Genomic DNA, 22,251 nt, shown 5'->3' with positions numbered 1-22,251 from the left:
AGGCCGCCGCCCGCCGCGCCGCCCCGCGCGAGGTGCCCCGCGGGTTCACGTCCCCCGACTCCGAGCCGCGCGGTGCCTGCACCCGGGAGGAGGCGGCCGGGGTCCCCCGCCCGCTCCCGGATCCGACCGTCGCGGAAGTCGACAAGACAAGACGGCCCCGCCCCGCCCTCGCCGCTGACCAGGAGTGCCGATGCGGAACGCGTTGCTGCTGCCCGACCTGAGAGAGCTGATCAGCGACGGCCATGCGGCGGCGGTCCGCGAGTTCCTGGAGGATTACCCGCCGGCGAGGCAGGCGGAGCTGATCGAGGACCTGCCGGCGGGGGAGGCGGAGGCGGTCCTCCGGCTCCTGGAGCCGAGGGCCCGGGCCGAGATCGTCAGCTACCTCGACCTCGACCACCAGCTCGAGCTCGTCGAGAAGATGACCCCGGTCGACGCCGCGGCGCTGCTGCGGGACATGCCGCACGACGACCGGGCCGACCTCGTCGGCCGGCTCGACGCCGACCGCGCCGAGCTGATCCTCCGCCGGATGGCCCAGGCCGAGCGGGACGACATCCGCCGCCTCACCGAGTACGAGGCGGGCACGGCCGGGTCGGTGATGACCACCGACTACGCCACCGTGCCGCCGTTCGTCTCCGTGCGCGAGGCGATCGACCACCTCCGCAAGGAGGCCCCCGACCGGGAGACGATCCTGACGAGCTTCGTGGTCGACCACCAGCGACGCCTGATCGGGACGATCAGCCTGCAGGCGTTGATCCTCGCCCGCCCCACGGCCCGGGTCGAGGACGTGATGCAGGCCGACCCGATCCGGGCCCACGTGGAGGACGACCGCGAGGAGGTGGCCCGGAAGATCGCCCAGTACGACCTGCTCGCCCTGCCGATCGTGGACCCGTCGGAGATGCTCGTCGGCATCGTCACCCACGACGACGCGCTGGACATCCTCCGGGAGGAGCAGTCGGAGGACCTGCTCCGCTTCGGGGCCGTCGATTACGACGCGGCCGAGGCCGACGACGACCCGGGGGAGGAGGGGATCATGACCGCCGTGAAGCGGCGGTTTGGCTGGTTGCTGCTGCTCTTCGGCGGCGGGGCGATCACGGGGGTGGTCGTGAATACCTTCGGGGGGGTGTCGGCCCGGTACCCCGGCATCAAGTTCGAGACGTTCATCCCGCTGCTGATCGGCACCGGGGGGAACGCCGGCAGCCAGACGGTGGGCACGGTGATCCGGGGGCTGGCGCTGGGGGACGTCGACCCGAGGCGGGACTTCGCCCGGGTCATCGCCCGGGAGGCGCTGACCGGCCTCTGCCTGGGCCTGGTGCTGGGGCCGCTCGGGTTCGTCTTCACCTGGCTGGTGATGGGGGGCACCCCGGCCTTCTCGCTGGTGATCGCGCTGGCGATCCTGGGGATCTGCGTCTGGGCCAACGGCGTCGGCTCGATGGTGCCGATGGTCGCCCGGCTCGTGAAGATCGACCCGGCGGTGGTGTCGGCCCCGCTGATCTCCACGCTCGTCGACGCCACCGGGTTGATGATCTTCTACACCGTCGCCCGATTGATCCACCGTTACCTGTTGACCTGAACCGGGGCCGGCCCGGGCCCCCATCGTCGAGGGATGATCCACCGATGCGATTCGCCGAGATGACCGCCCCCGAGATCCGGGGGATCGACCGGGATAGGGCCGTGCTGGTGGCGCCGATCGCCGCCTGCGAGCAGCACAGCGGGCACCTGCCGGTGATCACCGACGCCGTGCTCGTCGGCGCCGTGGCCGACGGGCTGGAGGCGGCCCGGCCGGACCGGGTCCTGCTGCTGCCGGTGCAGTGGCTGGGCGCCAGCGAGCACCACCTCCCCTTCGGCGGCACCCTGACGGCGACGTTGCCGACCTATGAGCAGATGCTCATCGAGATCCTCACCCCCCCCCTGCGGGACGGCTTCCGCCGCGTCCTGCTGCTCAACGGCCACGGGGGGAACATCGACCCGCTGCACGTCGCCCTTCGACGGCTCGACGCCGCCTTCCCCGACGCCGTGCTCACCGGGGCCGCCTACTGGGAGCTGGCCGCCGGGGAGATCGCGGCGCTCTGCGAGGGGCCCCGCAAGTCGATGGGCCACGCCTGCGAGATCGAGACGTCCATGATGATGCACCTGAGGCCGGACCTCGTCCGCGAGGACCGGATCCGGGACGACCCGTCGCCCGGGGTCGCCCCGGAGGGCCTCTTCCACGCCGTCGACTTCGGCCGTCGCACGGAGCGAGGGGCGGTGGGCTATCCGTCGTACGCCTCGGCCGAGAAGGGCGGGAAGATGCTGGAGGCGATCGTGCCGAAGGTGGTCGAGGCGGCCGATCGGGTGCTGGAGATGCCGGTCGGCTGATCGACGGAAAGGTGGTTCCGGTTACCCTACCGATCAGGAGGCTTCGACGGCCTCATACACCTTGCCGTGTCGCTTGAGCCAATTGAGATCGCCGAGGCGGGCGTGCTCCTCGACCTCCCTGAGCAGTTGCACCGCCTCGGGTTCGAAGCAGGGCTCGCTCGGGTCTTCGGCCGGGATGACGGCCTCGACCTCGATCGCGACGACGTAGCGATCGGTGTGGACCCAGCGGAGGCGTCGGACCCGTTCACCGGCAATACGCATCGTCAACGCCGATCGAAGAAGTGGACCGTGACCGGTTTCGCCGCCCCGGTGCGGGTCAGGTGCGCCCAGACCGCCTTGATCGGCGTCCCGTCGGGGAGGAGTTCGAGGCCTTCTACGACGGGATTCGGCTCGGCACTCGGCCGTTCTTCGATCAACTGGCCGTCTTCGAGGCCGGCGACCGCCTGCCATTCCATGATGCCCCGCTCCTGGAGTCGCTCCACGGCGTGCAGGCCGACGACGTATCGCTCGGATGCGACGAGTTGCCGGATCGTCTCGAACAGCTGACCCATCCGAAGTCTCGTCGGGCGAAGAGCGGGTCAGGTGCCGGGGTATTCGGCATGGGCCTGCTCTTCCTGGGCTATGAGTGAGTCGATCTCGTCTTGATGGTCGAAATAATAGCTCAGCGAGTGGAACACCTGGGCTTCGGTGATGCCGAGGGAATCGACAATCTCGGGGATCGATTCGCCGAGCCGATGGAGCGTGGCGACGTGGCGGACCGCGACGCGAAGCCCGTCGACGATCGGCTCGCCCCCGCAGACCCCCTCCCTCCGGACGATATGCGGATGGTCCGTCTTGACCGCGTTCGACATGCCTGGTCTCCGAGTCGGTTTCGGGTCGGTCAATCGTAGCCCAGGGGAGACCTCTCGATCAGTCATCGGGCCGGGAGGGATGGCTGGCAACGCGACGAATCGGCGGTCGGATCACGGTCGCCAGAAGTGTGCCCTGGACGAGTCGTCGGTGTTCTGCTACAGATGTCAGAGGGGTGTGGTCCGGGTTCGCCAGGGGGTGATGATGCTCGATCGTGGTCCTGGTTCCGGAGGACCGTGTCGGCTTGATCTCGGCATCCGCGGGGCGGGGGGTGGTCCGATGAAGTTCACGCGTGTCCGATTCCGCCTCGGCCTTCGGTCGCTGATGATCCTCGTGGCGCTCGTTTCCCTGGCGGTGTGGGGGGCGATGATCATCTGGAGCCCGACACGTCGGCTCGCGCAGCGGTTGCGGCCCGATCAGCCGGTCTACGTCCGTCGAGAGGCCGCGTCGACGCTCGGGAGTCACCTGATCCCCGCTTGGGAAGTGGATCGGGCCGTCGAGATCCTGATCGCGACGCTGGACGACCCGAGCCCCCGAGTCCGAGAGTACGCGGGGGTCGGTCTCCATCAGGTCGGCCCCCGGGCGGGGCGAGCGACCCCGCACCTGTTTCCCCTGCTCGGAGACGAGGACCGATACGTCCGATACGTTGCCGCCCGGGCCCTCGCGTCGATCGCTCCGCCTCCGTCTCCCTACACCAAGGAGGTCGTTGCCGCCCTGGAACGGATGCTCGACGACCCGGATGAAGGGGTCCGGCGGGCGGCGGCCGAATCGTTGGTCGAACTTGGGGCGAACGAGAAGGCCGTGCCGATCGTCCTCGACGCACTCATTTCCGAGGACGAGTCCCTCCGGTCGTGGGCCCAGGTGACGATCGGTCGGGCACGCGTCCCGGGGCCGTTCGCCGATCGGCTCATTCTGGAGTTGGGAGCTGACGAGTCTCGACGCCGGGAGTTCGCGCTGTTTATCCTCCAGCAGGTCGCCCCGACCAAGGCCTTCCCCGCCCTCCGAGCCCTGGTCGAGGACGATCGGCCGGAGATCCGTCGATGGGCGGCCGAGCAACTCGATCGGCTCACACCCCATCGGGGTGAGGTCGCGGCGGGGCCGGCTTCGTGAGCGACCGATCGACACCGATGCCGAGCCGAGTGAGCAACCGATGACCGATCGTCATGCACGCCGAGTCGAGTCCGTCCGGTCGTCGATCCGGGAGGCGGGGCTCGACGCCCTGCTCGTGACCCACCCGCCCAACGTCTCGTACCTGACCGGGTTCACGGGGGATTCGTCGGCGCTGATCGTCGGGCTCGACCGGGTGCTGATGGTGTCGGACTTCCGGTTCGACACGCAGCTGCGCGACGAGTGCCCGGGCCTGGAGCGGCACATCCGGCCGTCGAGCCGGACCTTGACGCAGGAGGTGGGGGCGGTGATCGTCGCCCTCGGCGTGCGGCGGGTCGGGTTCGAGGCGGCGTCGTTGACGGTGGCCGAGCAGTTGGCGCTGGTGGAGGGAGTCGGGTCGGTGGAGCTGGGGGGGACGGCGGGGGTCGTCGAGGCGGCCCGGGCGATCAAGGACGAGGGGGAGATCGCGGAGATCCGCCGGGCGATCGCCGTGGCGGAGCGGGCGTTCCGGGAGTGGAGGGGGGGGCTGGGTCGGGAGTCGACCGAGAAGGATGCGGCCGACGCGCTGGAGTTCGCCCTGAGGAGGTGCGGGGCGGTGGGCTCGGCCTTCCCGCCGATCGTGGCGGCGGGGCCGAGGGCGGCGTTGCCGCACGCGAGGCCGGATCCGGCGGTGCGGATCGGCTCGGAGGAGTTCGTGCTGGTGGACTGGGGGGCGTGCCTGGGCCCGTTGCCGTACAGGAGCGACTTGACGCGGGTTGTGGCGACCGGTAAGGTGTCGCCGAGCTTCGAGGAGCGGTACGGGGTCGTCCTGGAGGCCCAGCGTCGGGCAATCTCCGCCGTGCGTCCGGGGGTCGGGGGGGCCGAGGTCGACGCCGAGGCCCGGTCGTTCATCGCCGAGGCCGGTTACGGCCGGTTCTTCGACCACGGGCTGGGGCACGGGATCGGCCTGGAGGTGCACGAGGCGCCTCGGGTGCGGATCGGCTCGGAGGACGAGCTGAGGCCGGGGATGATCCTGACGATCGAGCCGGGCATCTACGTGCCCGACTGGGGCGGCATCCGGATCGAGGACGACGTGCTCGTCACTCCCGACGGCCACGAGATCCTCTCGACCCTGCCCCGCGACCTCGACGCCGTGCGGCGCGACCCGATCCCGGGTTGAGCGGTCGAATCGGGCCCCGGGCCTCTCGACGCCGAGCCAGCCAGTCAGAGCGAGCGATCGAGCAGCGGAGCGCAGGAATGGCCGAATCCCCGACCGGGTCATCGGGCGAGCAACCCGACCCGGACAATGTCCGCCGGATCCACCGCCTGGTCCGGATGATGCAGCAGTACGACCTGACGGCCATCGACCTGGTCGAGGGGGCGACGAAGATCCGCCTGCGGCGCCGGACCGAGCCGGCGCTGCCGGCCCCACCCCCCCCGCATCCGGCGCTTCCCGCCCCGCCGCCGCCGGCTGCGACCCTCCCCGGCCCCTCGGCGGCCCCCGCGCCTCCGGCCCCGGCCGAGGCGAACGGGACGTTCATCGAGAGCCCGATGGTCGGCACGTTCTACCAGTCGGGCTCGCCCGACGCCCCGGCGTTCGTCGCCGTCGGCATGACGATCCGGCCGGAGACGACCGTCTGCATCATCGAGGCGATGAAGGTCTTCACCGAGATCCCGGCCGGGGTCTCGGGCAAGGTGGCCGAGATCCTGGTGCAGGACAAGCAGCCGGTCGAGTTCGGCCAGCCGCTGTTCCGGGTCGAGCAGGGATGAGGCCCCCCGGCGGAGGACCGATGGCGGAGGATCGGGGATCGACGGGCGGAGGCCCCGGCACCCCGCCGGGCTCGGCCGGGCCCCCGCCCTCGCGGCTCCGCCGTCGGGGACTGGAGCTTGACCGATCGCCCGACGTCTCGGACCGCCCCGGCCGAGACGCGAGCCGCGCCGGGCCCCCCGATCGGCCCCGGCGCCTGGACCCCCGGCCTGCCCCCGGGATCGCGCCGAAGGGCGACGATCGGGAGGCGGGCCGGAGCCCCTCGGACACGGACCCGGACCCTCGCCGATGGCTGAACCGCCGAAGATTCGTCGCATCCTCGTGGCCAACCGGGGCGAGATCGCCCTGCGGGTGATCCGGGCCTGCAAGGAGATGGGCCTGGAGTCGGTGGCCGTCTTCTCCGAGGCCGACCGGGGCGCCCCGTACCTGGAGCTGGCCGACCGGGCGATCTGCATCGGCAAGGGCCCGGCCGCCGACAGCTACCTGAACATCCCCCGGCTGATCGCCGCGGCCGAGATCGCCGACGTGGACGCCGTGCACCCCGGCTACGGGTTCTTGAGCGAGAACCCGCACTTCGCTGAGGTCTGCCGCGCCTGCAACTTCGAGTTCATCGGCCCCCCCCACGAGGCCATCCGCCGGATGGGCCTGAAGACCGAGGCCAAGGCCGTCGCGCAGGCGGCCAAGGTGCCCCTGGTGCCCGGCTCCGACGGGCCGGTCAACAGCGACGACGACGCCGTGCAGGTGGCTCGGCAGATCGGCTACCCCGTGCTTATCAAGGCCGCCGCCGGCGGCGGCGGCAAGGGGATGCGCGTCTGCCGGGAGGAGAACGGCCTGAGGACCGCCATCTCCCAGGCCCGGGCCGAGGCCGACGCCGCCTTCAAGAACCCCAGCATCTACCTGGAGAAGTTCATCGACCGCCCCCGGCACGTCGAGGTCCAACTCCTCGCCGACTCCCACGGCAACGTCATCCACTGCTGGGAGCGCGAGTGCAGCCTCCAGCGGCGGCACCAGAAGCTCATCGAGGAGTCCCCCGCGCCGACCCTGCCGAGCAAGGTCCGCCGCCGGATCTGCGAGGCCGCCGTCCGCCTGGCCAGGTCGGCCGGCTACGTGAACGCGGGGACCTGCGAGTTCCTGGTCGATTCGGATTATAATTTCTATTTCATCGAAGTGAATGCCCGGATCCAGGTCGAGCACCCGGTGACGGAGCTGGTCACCGGCATCGACCTGATCAGGGAGCAGATCCGGATCGCCGGCGGGGAGCCGCTGTCGGTGTCGCAGGCCGACGTGCCCCAGCTCGGCCACGCCATCGAGTGCCGGATCAACTGCGAGGACCCCGAGCATAACTTCCGCCCCAGCCCGGGGCTGATCACCGGCCTTAGGATTCCGGGCGGGATCGGCGTGCGCTGGGATTCCCACATCGCCCCGGGCTACCGGGTGCCGCCGAACTACGACTCGATGATCGGCAAGCTGCTCGTCCACGCCCCCACCCGCAAGGAGGCGATCGCCCGGATGCTTCGCGCCCTGGACGAACTCCGGATCGAGGGCATCACAACCACCGCCGCCTTGCACCGGCGGATCCTCCGCACCCCGGACTTCGTCGAAGGCCGGGTCGACACGACCTGGGTCGAGCGCGTGTTGCTGGCCCCCCGGGAGAGGCTGGCCCCGACCTCGGGCTGAGCCGAGGGCCTGCCATCCAGCCCCCGCCCTCGCCCGAGAAGACGGGATGCGACAGGGCTCGATCCCAGGCCGACGGAGCCGATCCGCGGCCTCGTCGGGCCAGCCTCCCGACGCCCGGGACGAACCCCTACTGGGGGGCTGGCTGTTGCCGACGACTCGCCAGGCGGCATGTCCGTCGATCACAGCACCGGCGCCACGAGTCCTCGCCCGGCCGGGATTCCGTGGCTGAAACCGGCGGTGGACTTCCCGATACCGACGCCGTCGATTGCGCGGGAGCCCTGGGCGATCTCGTCCGGTCGCTACTGTCGCCGACGACCATGGCAAGCCAGGCCCATGGTCCTCCCGGCCGGCGTCGATCCGGTCGGCTCCGGGCCCGTCGGACCGTCACGGTCCTGAGGGGCCCGCCCTGAGTTCGGCGGCGGCCAAGGCCCGGGAAACCGTCGAATCACCGGGACGTGCGCCGTCGAGCGGTGGATGATGGAAGGAAGCTCCCGTCGTCGTTAAGCGGAATCCGGGGGCAGATCCGCTCCAAATTGCCGGCCAGGAATCGGCGACGTGTGTCGACAGGGAAGGCCGAGTTCTTGAGAAAAACCGCCAGCCTGTTGACCCGATTCGATTCCAGGGTATTATGTCCCTTGTCGCCGGTGAGACACACCTGACGCGGGCCGCCGAGAAAGGCGGCCCGTTCTCACCTGTGCGAGGCACCGTGACGCCGCCGTTCGGACGCATCCCGACGCTTGCACCACGCGAGCGAACCGGGCGGCCCGACGCGACGTAGGAGTGATCCCGGGGGGCCGGCCCATCGGCGACGATGGGGCGGGCCCGCGAACCGGGGTCGAGTCGGTGGCTCGCCGTGTCCTCGGGCCGGCGGCATCTTTGGCAATCCGGTCGATCGCCCGATTGAATCAAACGCAATCGGCCCTTCACTGAGCGTCGCGGCACCGGCAACGGGGCCGCGGCGGGCGGGGGGGGCCGGCCCGCCGGTCGCCGGGAGGCGACGGCGGCGGGAGGCGTGTGTGAGCCGAGCGCTGTTCAGTTTCGGCGAGGATCATCAGCCGTCGGGCCCCGACAACGGTCGGGGCCCAAGGCCGGCCGATGGTGGCGTCCAGGTCCGCCGGCGTGCCCGCGAGGGGGGTCGGCGACGGAGACGGCATCAGGGCCGCCCGCCGCGAAGGCGATCGCGAGGCTCCGGCCGAGCGGTCGCGGGCGGGACGCAGAGACGAGTCGGCAGGCGTCGAGGGGGCCCTTCGCGGGGCGTCCTCAACTGGGGCCTGCCGGCGAGGGAATTCGACCACTCGAACTCGTTCGGGAGTCGGCGGCGGGTCGCTTCGGCGGCGTGCCGCACTTTTCGAAGGGTTTGATCCTGGCTCAGAATGAACGTTGGCGGCGTGGATTAGGCATGCAAGTCGGACGCCCCTCGGGGGCGTGGCGAAAGGGTGAGTAAGGCGACGGCAACCAACCCCGCGGAGGGGGACAGCCACGGGAAACTGTGGGTAATCCCCCATGACGCCGCGATGATGGCCTCATCATCCGGCCAAAGGTGCGAGTCCGCCGCGGGACGGGCCGTCGTGGTATCAGGTCGTTGGTGGGGTAATGGCCCACCAAGCCGATGACGCCTAGCGGGCGTGCGAGCGTGGCCCGCCACACTGGGACTGAGACACTGCCCAGACACCTACGGGTGGCTGCAGTCGAGAATCTTCGGCAATGGTCGACAGACTGACCGAGCGACGCCGCGTGGAGGACGAAGGCCTTCGGGTTGTAAACTCCTGTCGAGGGGGAACAAGGTGCCGCGAAGAGCGGCGCTTGAGTGATCCCTGGAGGAAGCACGGGCTAAGTTCGTGCCAGCAGCCGCGGTAAGACGAACCGTGCGAACGTTATTCGGAATCACTGGGCTTAAAGCGCGTGTAGGCGGATGGCCGCGTCGGTCGCTGAAAGCCCCCGGCTCAACCGGGGGTGTGGCGCCGAAACGGGTCGTCTGGAGGGGCGTAGGGGGAGCTGGAACTCACGGTGGAGCGGTGATATGCGTTGAGATCGTGAGGAACGCCCGCGGCGAAAGCGAGCTCCTGGACGCCTGCTGACGCTGAGACGCGAAAGCCAGGGGAGCGAACGGGATTAGATACCCCGGTAGTCCTGGCCGTAAACGATGGGCACTGGGTAGGGGGCTCGCCGATGGGCCCCCTGCCGCAGCGAAAGCGTGAAGTGCCCCGCCTGGGAAGTATGGCCGCAAGGCTGAAACTCAAAGGAATTGACGGGGGCTCACACAAGCGGTGGAGCATGTGGCTTAATTCGAGGCTACGCGAAGAACCTTATCCCGGGCTTGACATGCGCGGATTAGCGTCGTGAAAGCGGCGTGACGCCTTCGGGTGGAACGTGCACAGGTGCTGCATGGCTGTCGTCAGCTCGTGCCGTGAGGTGTTGGGTTAAGTCCCGTAACGAGCGAAACCCCTGCGACCAGTTGCCATCATTAAGTTGGGGACTCTGGTCGGACCGCCGGCGTCAAGCCGGAGGAAGGCGGGGACGACGTCAAGTCATCATGGCCCTTATGCCCGGGGCTGCACACGTGCTACAATGGGCCGGACAGAGCGTCGCCACCGCGCAAGCGGGAGCCAATCGCAGAAACCGGCCCTCAGTTCGGATTGTGGGCTGCAACCCGCCCACATGAAGCTGGAATCGCTAGTAATCGCGGATCAGCAGTGCCGCGGTGAATGGGTTCCTGAGCCTTGTACACACCGCCCGTCAAGCCACCAAAGCGGGGGGCACCCGAAGTCGCTGAGCCCGCGAGGGCAGGCGCCGAAGGTGAAACTCGTGATGGGGACTAAGTCGTAACAAGGTAACCGTAGGGGAACCTGCGGTTGGATCACCTCCTTTCTAAGGATGACTGATTGGCCATGCGTCCGAGGGGCCCGCCCCGCGGCCATGAGCCACATCGGCCCCGCACCGGGGCGGCACCGGCCGACGCCGTCGCCGTCCCCCCACGCGGGCCCGCCACCAGGCGGACGTGATCCGCCATCGAACGGCCGCCGCATCGCCCCGGCGATGCGGCCGGCGGCCCGATGGCCCTCGCCGGCTGCACGGCATTCGGACGCACACGCCTTGAGACGTGGATTCGTCGCGCGATCGACCGCATTCGCCCCCCCGCCCTGGGCGGGGGGCGTGGCCGTCTCCCCCGCGGGGACGGCCCCGCCCCCCGGCCAGGGCGTTGCGGCCCGCCTTCACGGGCGGGACGCATCGCATGGCCGCCCGGCCCGGGGCGTCAGGCCCCGGGCATTCTTTGACAATCCGGCAGGCCGCGATCGATTGCATCGATCGCGCAACAATTTGTCGCGAAGAACGCGCGAGCACCTCCACCGGGCAGCGGTTTGAAGTGCCAATCACACTTTCCGTCGCCGCCGCCCGGCGCTCGCGCACAGACCAGAACGTAGACCCTTCGGATGATCGGAAGTCGACGACGCGAGGTCGTCGGTGCGGATCGGCGTCGCCGGGAGGCGAGGGCCGAGCCGCGGGGGAGCGTGGTCACGCGGGCCCGTTGGGTCCCGCCGCTGCCTCACACGCAGCGTCGGGGCCGGGTCGGCGTGGTCAAGCCCCGAAGGGCACGGGGGGGATGCCTTGGCGTCGCCGGCAAGCTGGGCGTGGCAGGCTGCGAAAAGCTCGGGGGAGGGGCCGAACGCCCGTCGATCCCGAGGTACCCAGATGCGACCCGGGGAACTGAAACATCTCAGTACCCGGAGGAACGGAAAGCAACCGCGACTCCCTCAGTAGCGGCGAGCGAACGGGGAAGAGCCTAAACCGGCCGGGTCACCGGCCGGGGTCGTGGGGCCACTCATGGATTCGTTCCGGAGAGTGACAAAGACGGGATCCAACCGAAGCCGCCTGGAACGGCGCACCGCAGGGGGTGAAAGTCCCGTAGGTGACGGATTCCGTCCTCTCAGAGTGGTACCCGAGTAGGGTCGGGCACGTGAAACCCGGCCCGAATCGGCGGGGACCATCCCGCAAGGCTAAGTACCGGGCGACGACCGATAGTGAACCCAGTAGGGCGACCGAATGGTGGGAAGAACCCCGACGAGGGGAGGACACTGAACCTGAAACCCCGTGCCTACAAGCGGTGGGAGGGCGACGCTCATCGAGCCGCCTGACCGCGTGCCTTTTGCATAATGATCCGGCGAGTTCTGGTATCCGGCCGGTTAACCGCTTCAGGCGGGGAGCCCCAGCGAAAGCGAGTCCGAACAGGGCGCTTGTCGGGTGCCAGAGACGCGAAACCAGGTGACCTACCCATGGGCAGGTTGAAGCGCCCGTAACAGGGCGTGGAGGACCGAACCCACCAGTGTTGAAAAACTGGGGGATGACCCGTGGGGAGGAGTGAAAGTCTCATCAAACCTGGAGATAGCTCGTTCTCTCCGAAATGGCTCTAGGGCCAGCCTCGGGTGATCTCGTGCGGGGGTAGAGCGACGGAATCCGGCTGGGGCCCTCCCCGGGTACCCACCGGAACCCAACTCCGAATACCGCACGCTTACAGCCCGGGAGTCAGAACGCGGGGGAGAATCTCCGCGCTCGAGAGGGGAACAGCCCAGACCGCCGACCAAGGCCCCCAAGGCGATGCTCAGTGGCAAAGGAAGTGGGACCGCGGTGACAGCCGGGATGTTGGCTTAGAAGCAGCCACCATTTCAAAAGTGCGTAACAGCTCACCGGTCGAGCCGTCCCGCGCCGAAAATGACGGGGACTCAAGCATCGCGCCGCAGTCGCGGGTTGGAAGAAATTCCAGCAGTAGGAGAGCGTCGACGGCCGCGTCGAAGCCACACGGGCAACGGGTGGTGGAGCGCCGTCGAGTGCGTATGCCGGAACGAGTAACGATAAGGCCGGTGAGAAGCCGGCCCGCCGAAAGCACAAGGTTTCCTGGGGAAGGGCAATCCGCCCAGGGTCAGTCGGGACCTAAGGCGAGGCCGAAAGGCGTAGCCGATGGGCAGCGGGTGAATATTCCCGCACCCGGTGGTGCGGTTGATGGCGGGTGACGCCGAGGCGGAGGGGATCGGGGTGATAGACGCCCCCGTCCCGCAAGGGCGACGGCATAGCCGGAAGTCCCCGAGTCCTCGGCCGCGAAAAACCCCGTCCGGACAATCCACCGGCCCGTACCGCAAACCGACACAGGTGTGCCAGGCGAGCATCCGAAGGCGTTCGGGAGAACCCTCGTGAAGGAACTCGGCAAAATGGCCCCGTACCTTCGGTAGAAGGGGCGCTGGCGCGAGCCAGCCGCAGAGGATCGGCTCCGGCGACTGTTTACCAAAAACACAGGACTCTGCCAACTCGCAAGAGGACGTATAGAGTCTGACGCCTGCTCGGTGTCGGTAGGTTGAGGGAGGCGGTGACGCGAAAGCGGAAGCTGGCGACCGAAGCCCCGATAAACGGCGGCCGTAACTATGACGGTCCTAAGGTAGCGAAGTTCCTTGTCGGGTAAGTTCCGACCTGCATGAATGGCGTAACGACCGGAGCACTGTCTCCACGAGGGACCCGGTGAAACTGCAGTCGTGGTGAAGATACCACGTCCCCGCGGCTAGACGGAAAGACCCCGTGAACCTTTACTGCAGGTTGGCACTGGCCCGACGTCGACCCTGTGTAGCATAGCTGGGAGGCCGCGAAGCCCGGGCGCCAGCCCGGGTGGAGCCACCGGTGAAATACCAGCCTGGGTCGTCGTCGTGCCTCACCGTCACCCAACTGACGGGACACTGCTCATCGGGCAGTTTGACTGGGGCGGTCTCCTCCCAAAGAGTAACGGAGGAGCGCCATGGTCCCCTCGGCCCGGTCGGCCATCGGGCAACGCGAGCGCAAACGTACAAGGGGGCCTGACAGCGAGCCCAATCGGGCGAGCTGGGACGAAAGTCGGCGTTAGTGATCCGGCGGTGCTGGATGGAAAGGCCGTCGCTCAACGGATAAAAGGTACTCCGGGGATAACAGGCTGATCTCCCCCGAGCGTCCATAGCGGCGGGGAGGTTTGGCACCTCGATGTCGGCTCATCGCATCCTGGGGCTGGAGAAGGTCCCAAGGGTTCGGCTGTTCGCCGATGAAAGCGGTACGCGAGCTGGGTTCAGACCGTCGTGAGACAGGTCGGTCCCTATCTGCCGCGGGCGGAGGAGACTTGAGGGGATTCTCCCCTAGTACGAGAGGATTGGGGAGGACCGACCTCTGGTGTTCCGGCTGTCGCGCTAGCGGCATCGCCGGGTAGCCAGGTCGGGAACGGATAAGCGCTGAAGGCATCTAAGCGCGAAGCCGGCCCCGAGACGAGGTCTCCGGCACCACACGGTGCGAAGGCTCCTGGGAGACCACCAGGTCGATAGGCCGGGAGTGCACGGCGGGCGACCGCCGCAGCCGACCGGTCCTAAGAGCCGAGCGGCTTGACCACCCCGACCCGCCCCCGCCGCCCCACGCGGCGACCGGGCGGGCCCGGCGTGGCCCAATCGCGCAACACCCCCGCGTTTCACCGCACGACCCCGACGCGTCGACCCCGACGCATCCCGACGGGTCCGCGTCCTGGTCGACAGTTCTCCGCGACCTGATTGATTGTTGCGTCCCCGACCCCCCCGGGTCGGGGCGGCCTGCAGGGCCCACGCGGCCGCCGCGTCTCGCAGTCGACGCGACGGCCGCCTCCCCGGCGACCACACCCGCGAGGCCACACCCGTTCCCATCCCGAACACGGCCGTTAAGCTCGCGGGGCCCATGATAGTGCTCCGGCGCGAAAGTCGGTCATCGCCGGGTCCCACACCGCGACGCCCCGCATCAACCCACGTTGATGCGGGGCGTCCGCCGTTGCGCCGCCCGCGTTCGCCGATCGGCAGCAGGCCGGGACTCGCCGTCCCGGGTATCATCGAATCGAGGTCGAGGGGCTGCAAACGAATCGAGGTCGAAGGGCTGTATCAATGGTCAAGGGCATGGAAGAGGGTGGCCACCCTTCGATCCCTCCCGTCGACCCCGACGCAGCGCCTGGCGCGGAGGACCTGGTCCGGAGTGGGCCGCGTACGGGCACGAAGGTGATCGACCTGATGTTCGTCGTGGCGATCTGCGGCGTGCTTTTCGGGGCCCATCGGGCTCTCTCGGGGTCGTTGGGGGATGCCCCCTCGGCGAAGCTTGCCTCGACGGCAACCGGGATGCTGATCTTCCTCACCGCGACCCTCGGCGTGCTGGAAGTTTTGCGACGCCGACCCCGTCGGCGGTTCACGGTCCAGTCCCGGCGCCGACGCAGGGGCCTGGACGAAGCGTCGGATTGCGTGGTGACGATGGTCCTGGCCATCGGTTTGCCGGCGGGGGTCTTCTCCTGGTTCGCTTCTCCCATGGCCGGTGCACTCTACCTGGGGGGTACGGCGGCCATCCTCGCCGCCTATTGGCTCCGACGGCGCTGAGGCCTCCGACGGACGAGGCCCGATCGAATGGAGGGATGAGCCCGACGCCGCCGAGTGTCGACCTCGGGGGGCGGTCGACCGACGTGCCGATCATGACTGGCGCCCGACCCCGATCGCCGCCCGAGAGGCGTCGGCGGTCGGGGGCGACGAAGTCCGAGCTGGTGGGGTCATTCGCGGGGGGGATTCCGCGTGTCGCCGGAATGAGGCCGATACCAGACGACGTTGTGGGTCGAGCCGCCGACCGCGACGACATCGGGCGTGCCGTCGCCGTCGAGGTCTCCGCCCCGGAGATCCTGGGCGGCGATGTCGCGATCGAGGACGGTGCGGACCCAGGACGAGCCGTCATGGTGGTAGGCGGAGACGCGGTGGTCCTCGCCCCGGTGTCCGGCGAAGACCTCATCGATGCCGTCGCCGTTCACGTCGGCGAGCCAGAGGGCGTGCCCCTCGTCGAGGGAATCGTCCAGGATGACCCGGGGCCCGAAGGCGCCGGGGACCCGGCCGAGGAGACGGTGGGGGACGAGTGGGGCCTCGTAGGCGGCGACCGTCGTGCCGTGCCAGGGTTCGATGGTCACGAGCAGGGCCCGGGCGTCCGACCGTCTCCCGAGGTGGACCTCGCTCGCTCCCCGCTGGGGGGCGGGGCCGAAGGCCCCTCGGACGATCGGTAGGCGGAATTCCACCTGCTCGGCGGGCAAGAAGGAGGAGTCGAGGGCGCGGTGGAAGGTCACACCGAGGTTGTTGGCCGAGAGGACGGCGTCCCGGGCCGAGCCGGGGGCCCTCTCGATGGCGATGGCGTGCTGGACCGGGACCCGGTTGACCCGGTCCGGTTCCGGCAGGTCGGCACCCTTCTCGACATTCGGGTAGACGACCAGGACGGCCAGAGCCTGCTGGAAGGACGGCGATGCGGCTTCGGGCCCGAAGAGGGGGGCGACGACGAGGTCGGGGCGGCCGTCGCCGTCGACGTCGGCCCATCGGACCCGGTGGATGCTGGGGACCTCGACGAGCGGCCGGAAGGTCCAGGGGTCGTCGGGCGAGTCGCCGGGGGAGGCGAGGCCGAGGGAGCCTCGCTTCGGTTCGAGCATGGCGAAGTCGTAGGCGATGGCGACCTCGGCACGGCCGTCGCCGTCGAGGTCGGTCGCGGCGGAGGAGATGATGCCGGGGGTGGCGTCGGGCCCGGTGATGATCCGTTTCCGCCAGGAGGGGTTCCGGTACCAGGCGCACGTCCCGCCGCCGAGGGCGATGACGTCGGGTCGGCCGTCGGCGTCGACGTCGGCGACCTCGACCTGGTAGGCGCCGGGGAAGTCGTCGTCGAGGACGATGCGATCGAAGGCGGGCAGGGGGCGGGGCGCAGGAGGGTCGTCGGCGACCGCGAGGGAACAGGCGAGGGCCGGTAGGAGCGCCGGGATCGGGCGGATTCGCATCGGGCTAGTCCTCGGGGCCGATCGGGGGGTCGTCGAGGTCTCCGGCCTTGAGGCCCCAGTGGTCGGGGGTGCCGGCGGTGTCCTCGGGACGGACGCGGAGCTGGTTGAGGTCGATGTCCCCCTTGAGGTCGACCTCGACGAGCTTCAGGCGATTTTCGAGGAGCTTGACCTGCTGCTCCAGCAGCTTCAGGCGGGATTCGGCCTCGTCGGGACGCTTCGGGCGGGGGACCTCGGGGTAGTTGAGCTGGCGCTGCAGCGCGGAGAAGAGGTAGAGCGGGTCGCGGCCCCGGTTGGCCCGGGCGATCTTGCCCTCCTTCTCCCCGAAGAGGATGGGAAACTTCGGGGCGAAGTCGGGGTCCTTGCGGCGCATCTGGGAGACGAGGAAGGCGGACCGGGAATAGATCAGGTCGGCGAAGTCGACGTCCCCGAGGCGGGCGTTGAGCAGGGCGATGTAGTCTCGCCATGGTTCGTCGAAGACGGGGTCGGCGGCCATGGCGTCGAGCCCGCCGCCGTAGCCGAGTCGGTTCCGGCTGACGGCCTCGAACTGGTAGACGAACAGGCCGGCGGGGGTCGGGTCCTCGGCCCGGTATCGGGCCTCGCGCTCGAGGACGAGCAGGGCCTGGTCCATCGGGAACCGGTTGAATACCTCCTCCTCGGCCTTGGCGATCACGTAGGCCTGGAAGGGGGCGAAATAGTGCGTCAGCCGCCACATGGCCGGTCCCATCAGGCCACTGACCTTCATCTCGGCGTGCATGAAGCCGACGGCCATCGGCAGCCGGGTGGTCGAGAGCAGCTCCTCGCCGATCCGGGCGAGCACGTCCTGCGAGGGGATGCCGTCGAGGACCCGCTCGCGGAAGGCCCGGAAGAAGTAGGCTTGCTCGATGTATTCCTCGCGGTCGAGCACGGGCATGGGAGGGACTCGGGGGCCGGGGGGCGGATGGCCGGATGCCGATGCCCATGAGGTGCGAACGGCGGACCGATCGGCGAAACCTCATCGTAACCGGTCGGGGGCCGGGGGATCAGCCCCGGCCCTCATGGTGCAGGGAGTCGATCAGGGCGACCAGTTCGTCGACCCGGGAGCAACAGTGGTCGGGGGCCTCGGCCAGGAGGCGATCGGGCTGGAAGGCGGCCCAGGTGACGGCACAGGTGCGGGCGCCCGCGGACCGGCCGGCCCGGATGTCGGCGGGGCTGTCGCCGGCCATGAGGACGAGGCCCGGGTCGACCCCCATCAGCCGGGCGGCGCGGTGCAGGCCGTCGGGGTCGGGCTTGGGGCGTTCGACGTCGTCGCCCGAGACGACGCAGTCGACCCGGTCGAGCAGGCCGAGCGCCTCCAGCGAGAACAGGGCGGCCCGCCGTCCCTTGCCGGTGAAGACGCCGACCTTCCAGCCGAGGGACCGGGCGTGCTCGATCGCGCCGGCCATGCCGTCGGCCAGGCGGACCATCCGCTCATGTTCGCGCTCGTAATGGTCGAAGAACCGGGCCTCGGCCTCGTCCAGGCAGTGCTCGGGGGCGAAGGCAGAGAGGCACTCGCGCTCGGCGGGGCCGAAGGTGGCCTCGACCTCGGCGTCGGTGGGGAGGCGGTCGGCGAAGGGGGAGACGGCGTGCCGGAAGGCGTCGAAGATCAGGGGCAGGGTGTCGGCGATCGTGCCGTCGAAGTCGAGCAGCAGGGCTCGGGCCGGGGAAGGGTCGGGCATCGGGGGCGGGCTCGGTCTCGGGTGGGGCCGGGTCGCCCGAGGGGGGCGATCGGGGTGTCGTCGTCGGGCCGGTCGATTGTAGCGGATCGGTCGAGGGTGGGGCGACGGCGGCGAACTCGCGGGGGCGGGCGGTGTCGGCTAGAATGACGGGGTGAGAGGCCCATCGTCGGCGACCCTCCCGGGCCGCCCGACCGAGGAGCGATCGACCGATGCCGCTGATCATCTCCGACGAGGAACTGCGGGAGGCGGGGCTCGACGAGCGCGAGGCCCGGATCGAGCTGGCCTGCCGGCTGTTCGACATCGGCCTTCTGGCCCTCTGGCCGGCGGCGAAGCTGGCGGGATTCTCCTCCCGGGCACCCTTCGAGGGGGAACTCAGGGCCCGGGATATTCCGATCTATCGGCCGACGGTCGAGGATCTCCACGAGGACATGGCGACGATCGAGCGGATGCGGGCGAGGCAGCGACGGTGATCGTCGTCAGCGACACGTCCCCGATCCACGCCCTGAATCACCTTGGGTTGCTCCATCTCCTCAAGGAACAGTACGGCCGGAACCTGGTGCCGAACGCCGTGGCTTCCGAATTACTCGATCCGAGGGCCCGGCTCGCCCCGCTCGACGTCCGGGGCCTTGACTACGTCGACGTGATGCCCTCCGGATCGCTCGACCGGGTCCGCGCGCTGGGGCTTCGATTGGATTCCGGAGAGTCGGAGGCGCTGACGTTGGTCCTGGAGGTCGGGGCGGAAACGGTGCTCGTCGATGAGGTCGTCGGCCGGGCGGCCGCGAGGAGGCTCGGGCTCTCGCCCTTGGGTGTGATCGGCGTGCTGGTCGAGGCGAAGCAGGATGGCCTGATCGAGTCGGTCGGGCCGCTGATCGATCGGCTGAAGGATGAGATCAAGTTCTTCGTCTCCGATGCGTTGCGGGTCGAGGCGTTGCGCCTCGCCGGCGAGCCGGAAGGGGGGCCGGACCGTGAATGACGCGTGGATCGCCGACCGGATGGGCAGGATCGAGGCCTCGGGGATCCGCAAGGCCTTCGAGATGGCGAAGGCGATGACCGACCCGATCAACCTGTCGATCGGCCTGCCGGACTTCGACGTGCCCGAACCGATCAAGGACCTCGCCTGCGAGGCGATCCGGGCCGGGAAGAACGCCTACACCGTGACGATGGGCGACCCGGCGTTGCGATCGGAGCTGCAGGGGATCGTCGACGCGACCTTCGGCCACGCCGACCGCCAGGTGATGGTGACCTCGGGCACGGCGGGGGGGCTCCTGCTGGCGATCTGCTGCTCGGTGAACCCGGGGGACGAGGTGATCGTCCTCGACCCGTACTTCGTCATGTATCCGAACCTGATCGCCCTGGCCGGCGGCGTGACGGTGCTGGTGGAGACGTATCCGGAGTTCGGCGTCCCGGTCGAGGAGATTGCGGCGGCGATCACCCCGAAGACCAAGGCGATCCTCGTCAACAGCCCCGGCAATCCGACCGGGGTGGTCGCCCCGGCCGGGGAGCTGGAGGCGCTGGCGAGGCTCTGCCGGGACCGCGGGATCTTGCTTGTCAGCGACGAGGTCTACAAGGCATTCTGCTATGACGAACCGTTCCGCTCCCCGGCCGAGTTCAACGAGGACGTGCTGGTGGTCGACGGCTTCAGCAAGACCTACGGCATGACCGGCTGGCGGCTGGGGTATGCCCACGGCCCGTCCCGGCTGATCCAGGAGATGGCCAAGCTCCAGCAATTCTCCTTCGTCTGCGCCCCGAGCCCGCTGCAATCGGCCGTCGTCGGGGCGACGGGGATCGACCTTTCCGCCCAGATCGACGCCTACCGACGCAAGCGGGACCGCGTGGCCGAGGCGCTCTCCGGCCGCTATGACCTGGCCCGGCCCACCGGGGCCTTCTACGCCTTCCCCCGGGTGCCGGAGGGCTGGCCGTCGGCCTCGGCCTTCGTGGAGCAGGCGATCCGGCGGAACCTGCTGATCATCCCCGGCAACGTCTTCAGCAAGAGAGATACGCACGTCCGCATCTCGTACGCGGTCGACGATGCGACGCTCGATCGCGGCCTGGACGTGCTCCGGTCACTGGCCGATGCCGGGGCCTGACGGGAGGCCCCGGCGGCTTCGAGGGTCGAGCGACCAGCTCAACGGCGGCCCGTCCTTCGCGTCGACCGGGGCCGGGAGGGGAATCAATGTGTCGACCGGGCTCCCGGACGGCCGGGTCATCCCGCCCCAGATCGGCAGCCGCTTGAGCGAGTCGCTCGGGGCCGGCAGCGGCTTGAGCGACTCGGTCGGGGCCGGCAGCGGCTCGATCGTGTCGTGGGGGCTCCCGAGCGGCCGGGTCATGCCGGCCGGGGCCGGCCGGGGCTTGGGCGAGTCGGCCGGTATCGCCAGTGGTGGGTCCAGGGGGATGGTCCGGGCTCGGATCAGGACATAATGGTCGGAGATCGAGGAGCGGCCCATGGTGGCCGTCCTTCGGAGGCCAAGACTGACGAGCAGGGCCGAGTCGGCACGGTCGGGGATCGTCACCCGCTGATCGAATCGGGTGCGGACGACCTCGGGGAAGTCCCCGATGTATTTCCCGTTGTTGGCGTAGAACACCAGCTCGTGCCGCTCGACGACGTGGACGTCCCGGATGTCGAGGTCGATCGTCAGGGACCTGCCGTCGTCCGACGGCCTGCCCGTGAGCGTGGCGACGATCCCCTCCGGGATCGGTTCGGCGGCCTTGACCGGGTCCGGCTCGGCCCGAGGGATGCCGAGTTCGAGGGGCTCGGGCACTGATCGGCCGGGGAGGGGCAGATCCGTGCCCTCCCCGGCCCGGGAATGGGCGACGGTCGCGGCCGCGCCGGGATAGGTCGTGACCCGGGGGGCCTGGACGATCGTCACGTCCGGGATCGCCGTCAGGGCGTCGGCGAACAGCCTCGCCTCCAGGTCGGAGAGGAAGGAGAGGCCCATCGGGGGCTCGGAGCCGAAGTCGAAATCGATCCCCATCGACCTGGCCATGAGGCCGGGGACCTCGATGAACCGCACGTCGAAGGAGATGACCGGCCCCGGGTCGGCTTCGGGCGGTGCGACCGCCGGGGCGGCCTTCGGCGCCGAGGCCGACGCCGGGGCCGGGGGCGGCGGCTCCTGGGAGGGGAACAGGGCGGCGGCGGCGGCGAGGCCGACGCCGGTGAGCGAAACCGCGAGGGCGGCGGCGGTCCATCGGGCGAAGGAAGCGAGGCGCATCATCCACAGCGCTCCGGAGGCGAGCAGGATCACCGAGGCCGGGACCGTCCCGGCCGTCGCCACGCCCGACGCGGCTCGCATGGCGGCGGACGAGGTGGAGTCGATCAGCGCGGAGGGCAGGCGGACGCCCGTCGCGGCGAAGCCCGGGGAGAGCCCGAGGCGTCGGAGCCGGTCTCGGAGCCGGGACCGGCCCCGGGCGAGCCGGCTCTTGAGCGTGCCGACGGGCAGGCCGAGGTGCCGGGCCGCCTGGTCGTAGGAGCGGCCCTGGAGGTCGCAGAGGACGACCGGATCCCGGAACCGAGCAGGCAGGCGGTCCAGCTCGGCGAGCAGGGGGGATTCCGAGGGGTCGGGCTCGACGCTCGGGTCGTCGACCACCGATCGGGAAAAATGCTCGGCCGATCGCCGCTCGTGACGCCGGCGGCGGGCGTCGGCGGCCCGGGAGTGCCGGGAGACCCGGAGGGCGACGGAGAACAACCAGGGGCCGATCGAGTCCCGGACCCAGAGGGCCTCGGCCCGCCGGGCGAGGACGAGGAAGGTGGCCTGGAAGGCGTCCTGCGCGTCGTGGGGGTCGGCGAGGACCGATCGGCAGGCGCGGAGGACCATCGGGCCGTGTCGCTCGACGATCGCCGCGAAGGCCAGCTCGGCCGCCTCGCCGTCCCGGGTGGCGAAGCGTTCCAGGAGCTGACCGTCGGTCAGGTTGCCGATCACCCCGAGGTTGAACAGGGTCCGCAGCGCGTTCGAGGCGGTCGAGGGGGTGCGGCGGGTCGGCACGAGGGGCGTCCTCCGTGACGGTCAGGGTCGTCGATCGTC

Annotated in this window: 17 protein-coding genes and 3 rRNA genes; 13 read left to right on the top strand and 7 right to left on the bottom strand. The window is 69.8% G+C overall.

What is annotated here, in order from left to right; genetic code table 11:
• Positions 1-190: 190 nt before the first annotated feature.
• Complete coding sequence (mgtE, locus tag ElP_RS30870) at positions 191-1,570, top strand: magnesium transporter (RefSeq protein ID WP_145276810.1); 1,380 nt, start codon at positions 191-193, stop codon at positions 1,568-1,570.
• Between the two features lie 44 nt (positions 1,571-1,614).
• Positions 1,615-2,355: a creatininase family protein gene (locus ElP_RS30865; RefSeq protein ID WP_145276808.1), complete on the top strand. Its 741-nt coding sequence runs from the start codon at positions 1,615-1,617 to the stop codon at positions 2,353-2,355.
• A 33-nt stretch (positions 2,356-2,388) separates the two neighbouring features.
• Here ElP_RS30865 and ElP_RS30860 read toward each other — a convergent pair whose 3' ends face one another.
• Genes ElP_RS30860 through ElP_RS30850 form a run of 3 tightly spaced genes read right to left on the bottom strand, consistent with a single transcriptional unit; the run spans position 2,389 to position 3,206 of the window.
• Positions 2,389-2,616 carry a hypothetical protein gene (locus tag ElP_RS30860; RefSeq protein WP_145276807.1) on the bottom strand — a complete coding sequence of 76 codons (228 nt, stop codon included), beginning with the start codon at positions 2,614-2,616 and terminating at the stop codon, positions 2,389-2,391.
• Between the two features lie 2 nt (positions 2,617-2,618).
• Complete coding sequence (locus ElP_RS30855) at positions 2,619-2,906, bottom strand: DUF4258 domain-containing protein (RefSeq protein WP_145276805.1); 288 nt, start codon at positions 2,904-2,906, stop codon at positions 2,619-2,621.
• Between the two features lie 27 nt (positions 2,907-2,933).
• The gene (locus ElP_RS30850; protein WP_197446506.1) at positions 2,934-3,206 is read right to left on the bottom strand and encodes a DUF433 domain-containing protein; all 273 of its coding nucleotides are present in this window, start codon (positions 3,204-3,206) and stop codon (positions 2,934-2,936) included.
• Between the two features lie 277 nt (positions 3,207-3,483).
• On the opposite strand from ElP_RS30850, the gene ElP_RS30845 reads away from it, so the two are divergent.
• The 8 genes from ElP_RS30845 to ElP_RS30810 all read left to right on the top strand — a co-directional run bounded on the left by ElP_RS30845 (position 3,484) and on the right by ElP_RS30810 (position 15,120).
• Entirely contained in the window at positions 3,484-4,314 is an 831-nt protein-coding gene (locus tag ElP_RS30845; RefSeq protein WP_197446505.1) for a HEAT repeat domain-containing protein, read from the top strand.
• A gap of 40 nt (positions 4,315-4,354) precedes the next feature.
• On the top strand, positions 4,355-5,470 hold the full coding sequence (locus ElP_RS30840) for a M24 family metallopeptidase (protein ID WP_145276799.1): 1,116 nt from the start codon (positions 4,355-4,357) through the stop codon (positions 5,468-5,470).
• Positions 5,471-5,547: 77 nt separating this feature from the next.
• On the top strand, positions 5,548-6,060 hold the full coding sequence (gene accB, locus ElP_RS30835; RefSeq protein WP_145276798.1) for an acetyl-CoA carboxylase biotin carboxyl carrier protein: 513 nt from the start codon (positions 5,548-5,550) through the stop codon (positions 6,058-6,060).
• A gap of 286 nt (positions 6,061-6,346) precedes the next feature.
• Complete coding sequence (accC, locus tag ElP_RS30830; RefSeq protein ID WP_145276796.1) at positions 6,347-7,735, top strand: acetyl-CoA carboxylase biotin carboxylase subunit; 1,389 nt, start codon at positions 6,347-6,349, stop codon at positions 7,733-7,735.
• Positions 7,736-9,080: 1,345 nt separating this feature from the next.
• A 16S ribosomal RNA gene (locus ElP_RS30825) occupies positions 9,081-10,603 on the top strand.
• Between the two features lie 706 nt (positions 10,604-11,309).
• Positions 11,310-14,126 (top strand): 23S ribosomal RNA (locus tag ElP_RS30820).
• Positions 14,127-14,371: 245 nt separating this feature from the next.
• Positions 14,372-14,479 (top strand): 5S ribosomal RNA (gene rrf / locus ElP_RS30815).
• Together the 16S, 23S and 5S rRNA genes form the textbook arrangement of a ribosomal RNA operon.
• Positions 14,480-14,751: 272 nt before the next feature.
• Positions 14,752-15,120 (top strand): hypothetical protein, encoded by a 369-nt coding sequence (locus ElP_RS30810; protein WP_145276794.1) that lies wholly within the window; start codon positions 14,752-14,754, stop codon positions 15,118-15,120.
• Between the two features lie 167 nt (positions 15,121-15,287).
• On the opposite strand, the gene ElP_RS30805 is transcribed toward ElP_RS30810, so the two are convergent.
• The 3 genes from ElP_RS30805 to ElP_RS30795 all read right to left on the bottom strand — a co-directional run bounded on the left by ElP_RS30805 (position 15,288) and on the right by ElP_RS30795 (position 18,232).
• Positions 15,288-16,538 carry an FG-GAP repeat domain-containing protein gene (locus ElP_RS30805; protein ID WP_145276793.1) on the bottom strand — a complete coding sequence of 417 codons (1,251 nt, stop codon included), beginning with the start codon at positions 16,536-16,538 and terminating at the stop codon, positions 15,288-15,290.
• A gap of 4 nt (positions 16,539-16,542) precedes the next feature.
• Positions 16,543-17,448: a hypothetical protein gene (locus ElP_RS30800; RefSeq protein ID WP_145276791.1), complete on the bottom strand. Its 906-nt coding sequence runs from the start codon at positions 17,446-17,448 to the stop codon at positions 16,543-16,545.
• A 109-nt stretch (positions 17,449-17,557) separates the two neighbouring features.
• The gene (locus tag ElP_RS30795; RefSeq protein WP_145276790.1) at positions 17,558-18,232 is read right to left on the bottom strand and encodes an HAD family hydrolase; all 675 of its coding nucleotides are present in this window, start codon (positions 18,230-18,232) and stop codon (positions 17,558-17,560) included.
• Between the two features lie 209 nt (positions 18,233-18,441).
• Between ElP_RS30795 and ElP_RS30790 the strand changes: the two genes are divergently transcribed.
• Genes ElP_RS30790 through ElP_RS30780 form a run of 3 tightly spaced genes read left to right on the top strand, consistent with a single transcriptional unit; the run spans position 18,442 to position 20,319 of the window.
• Entirely contained in the window at positions 18,442-18,702 is a 261-nt protein-coding gene (locus ElP_RS30790; protein ID WP_145276788.1) for a UPF0175 family protein, read from the top strand.
• Positions 18,699-19,205, top strand: coding sequence for a DUF3368 domain-containing protein (locus ElP_RS30785; RefSeq protein WP_145276786.1), 507 nt, complete (start codon positions 18,699-18,701; stop codon positions 19,203-19,205). Before ElP_RS30790 ends, ElP_RS30785 begins: the two co-directional genes overlap by 4 nt.
• Positions 19,198-20,319: a pyridoxal phosphate-dependent aminotransferase gene (locus tag ElP_RS30780; RefSeq protein ID WP_145276784.1), complete on the top strand. Its 1,122-nt coding sequence runs from the start codon at positions 19,198-19,200 to the stop codon at positions 20,317-20,319. Before ElP_RS30785 ends, ElP_RS30780 begins: the two co-directional genes overlap by 8 nt.
• On the opposite strand, the gene ElP_RS38915 is transcribed toward ElP_RS30780, so the two are convergent.
• Positions 20,296-22,212, bottom strand: a complete 1,917-nt coding sequence (locus tag ElP_RS38915; RefSeq protein ID WP_231749325.1) for an RNA polymerase sigma factor — start codon at positions 22,210-22,212, stop codon at positions 20,296-20,298. The genes ElP_RS30780 and ElP_RS38915 overlap by 24 nt on opposite strands.
• Between the last annotated feature and the right edge of the window lie 39 nt (positions 22,213-22,251).

Source organism: Tautonia plasticadhaerens (assembly GCF_007752535.1).
In the GTDB taxonomy this organism is placed as follows: Bacteria; Planctomycetota; Planctomycetia; order Isosphaerales; family Isosphaeraceae; genus Tautonia; species Tautonia plasticadhaerens.
The sequence above is the reverse complement of the archived record's forward strand: the minus strand, read 5'-3'. Positions and strand labels throughout refer to the sequence as shown.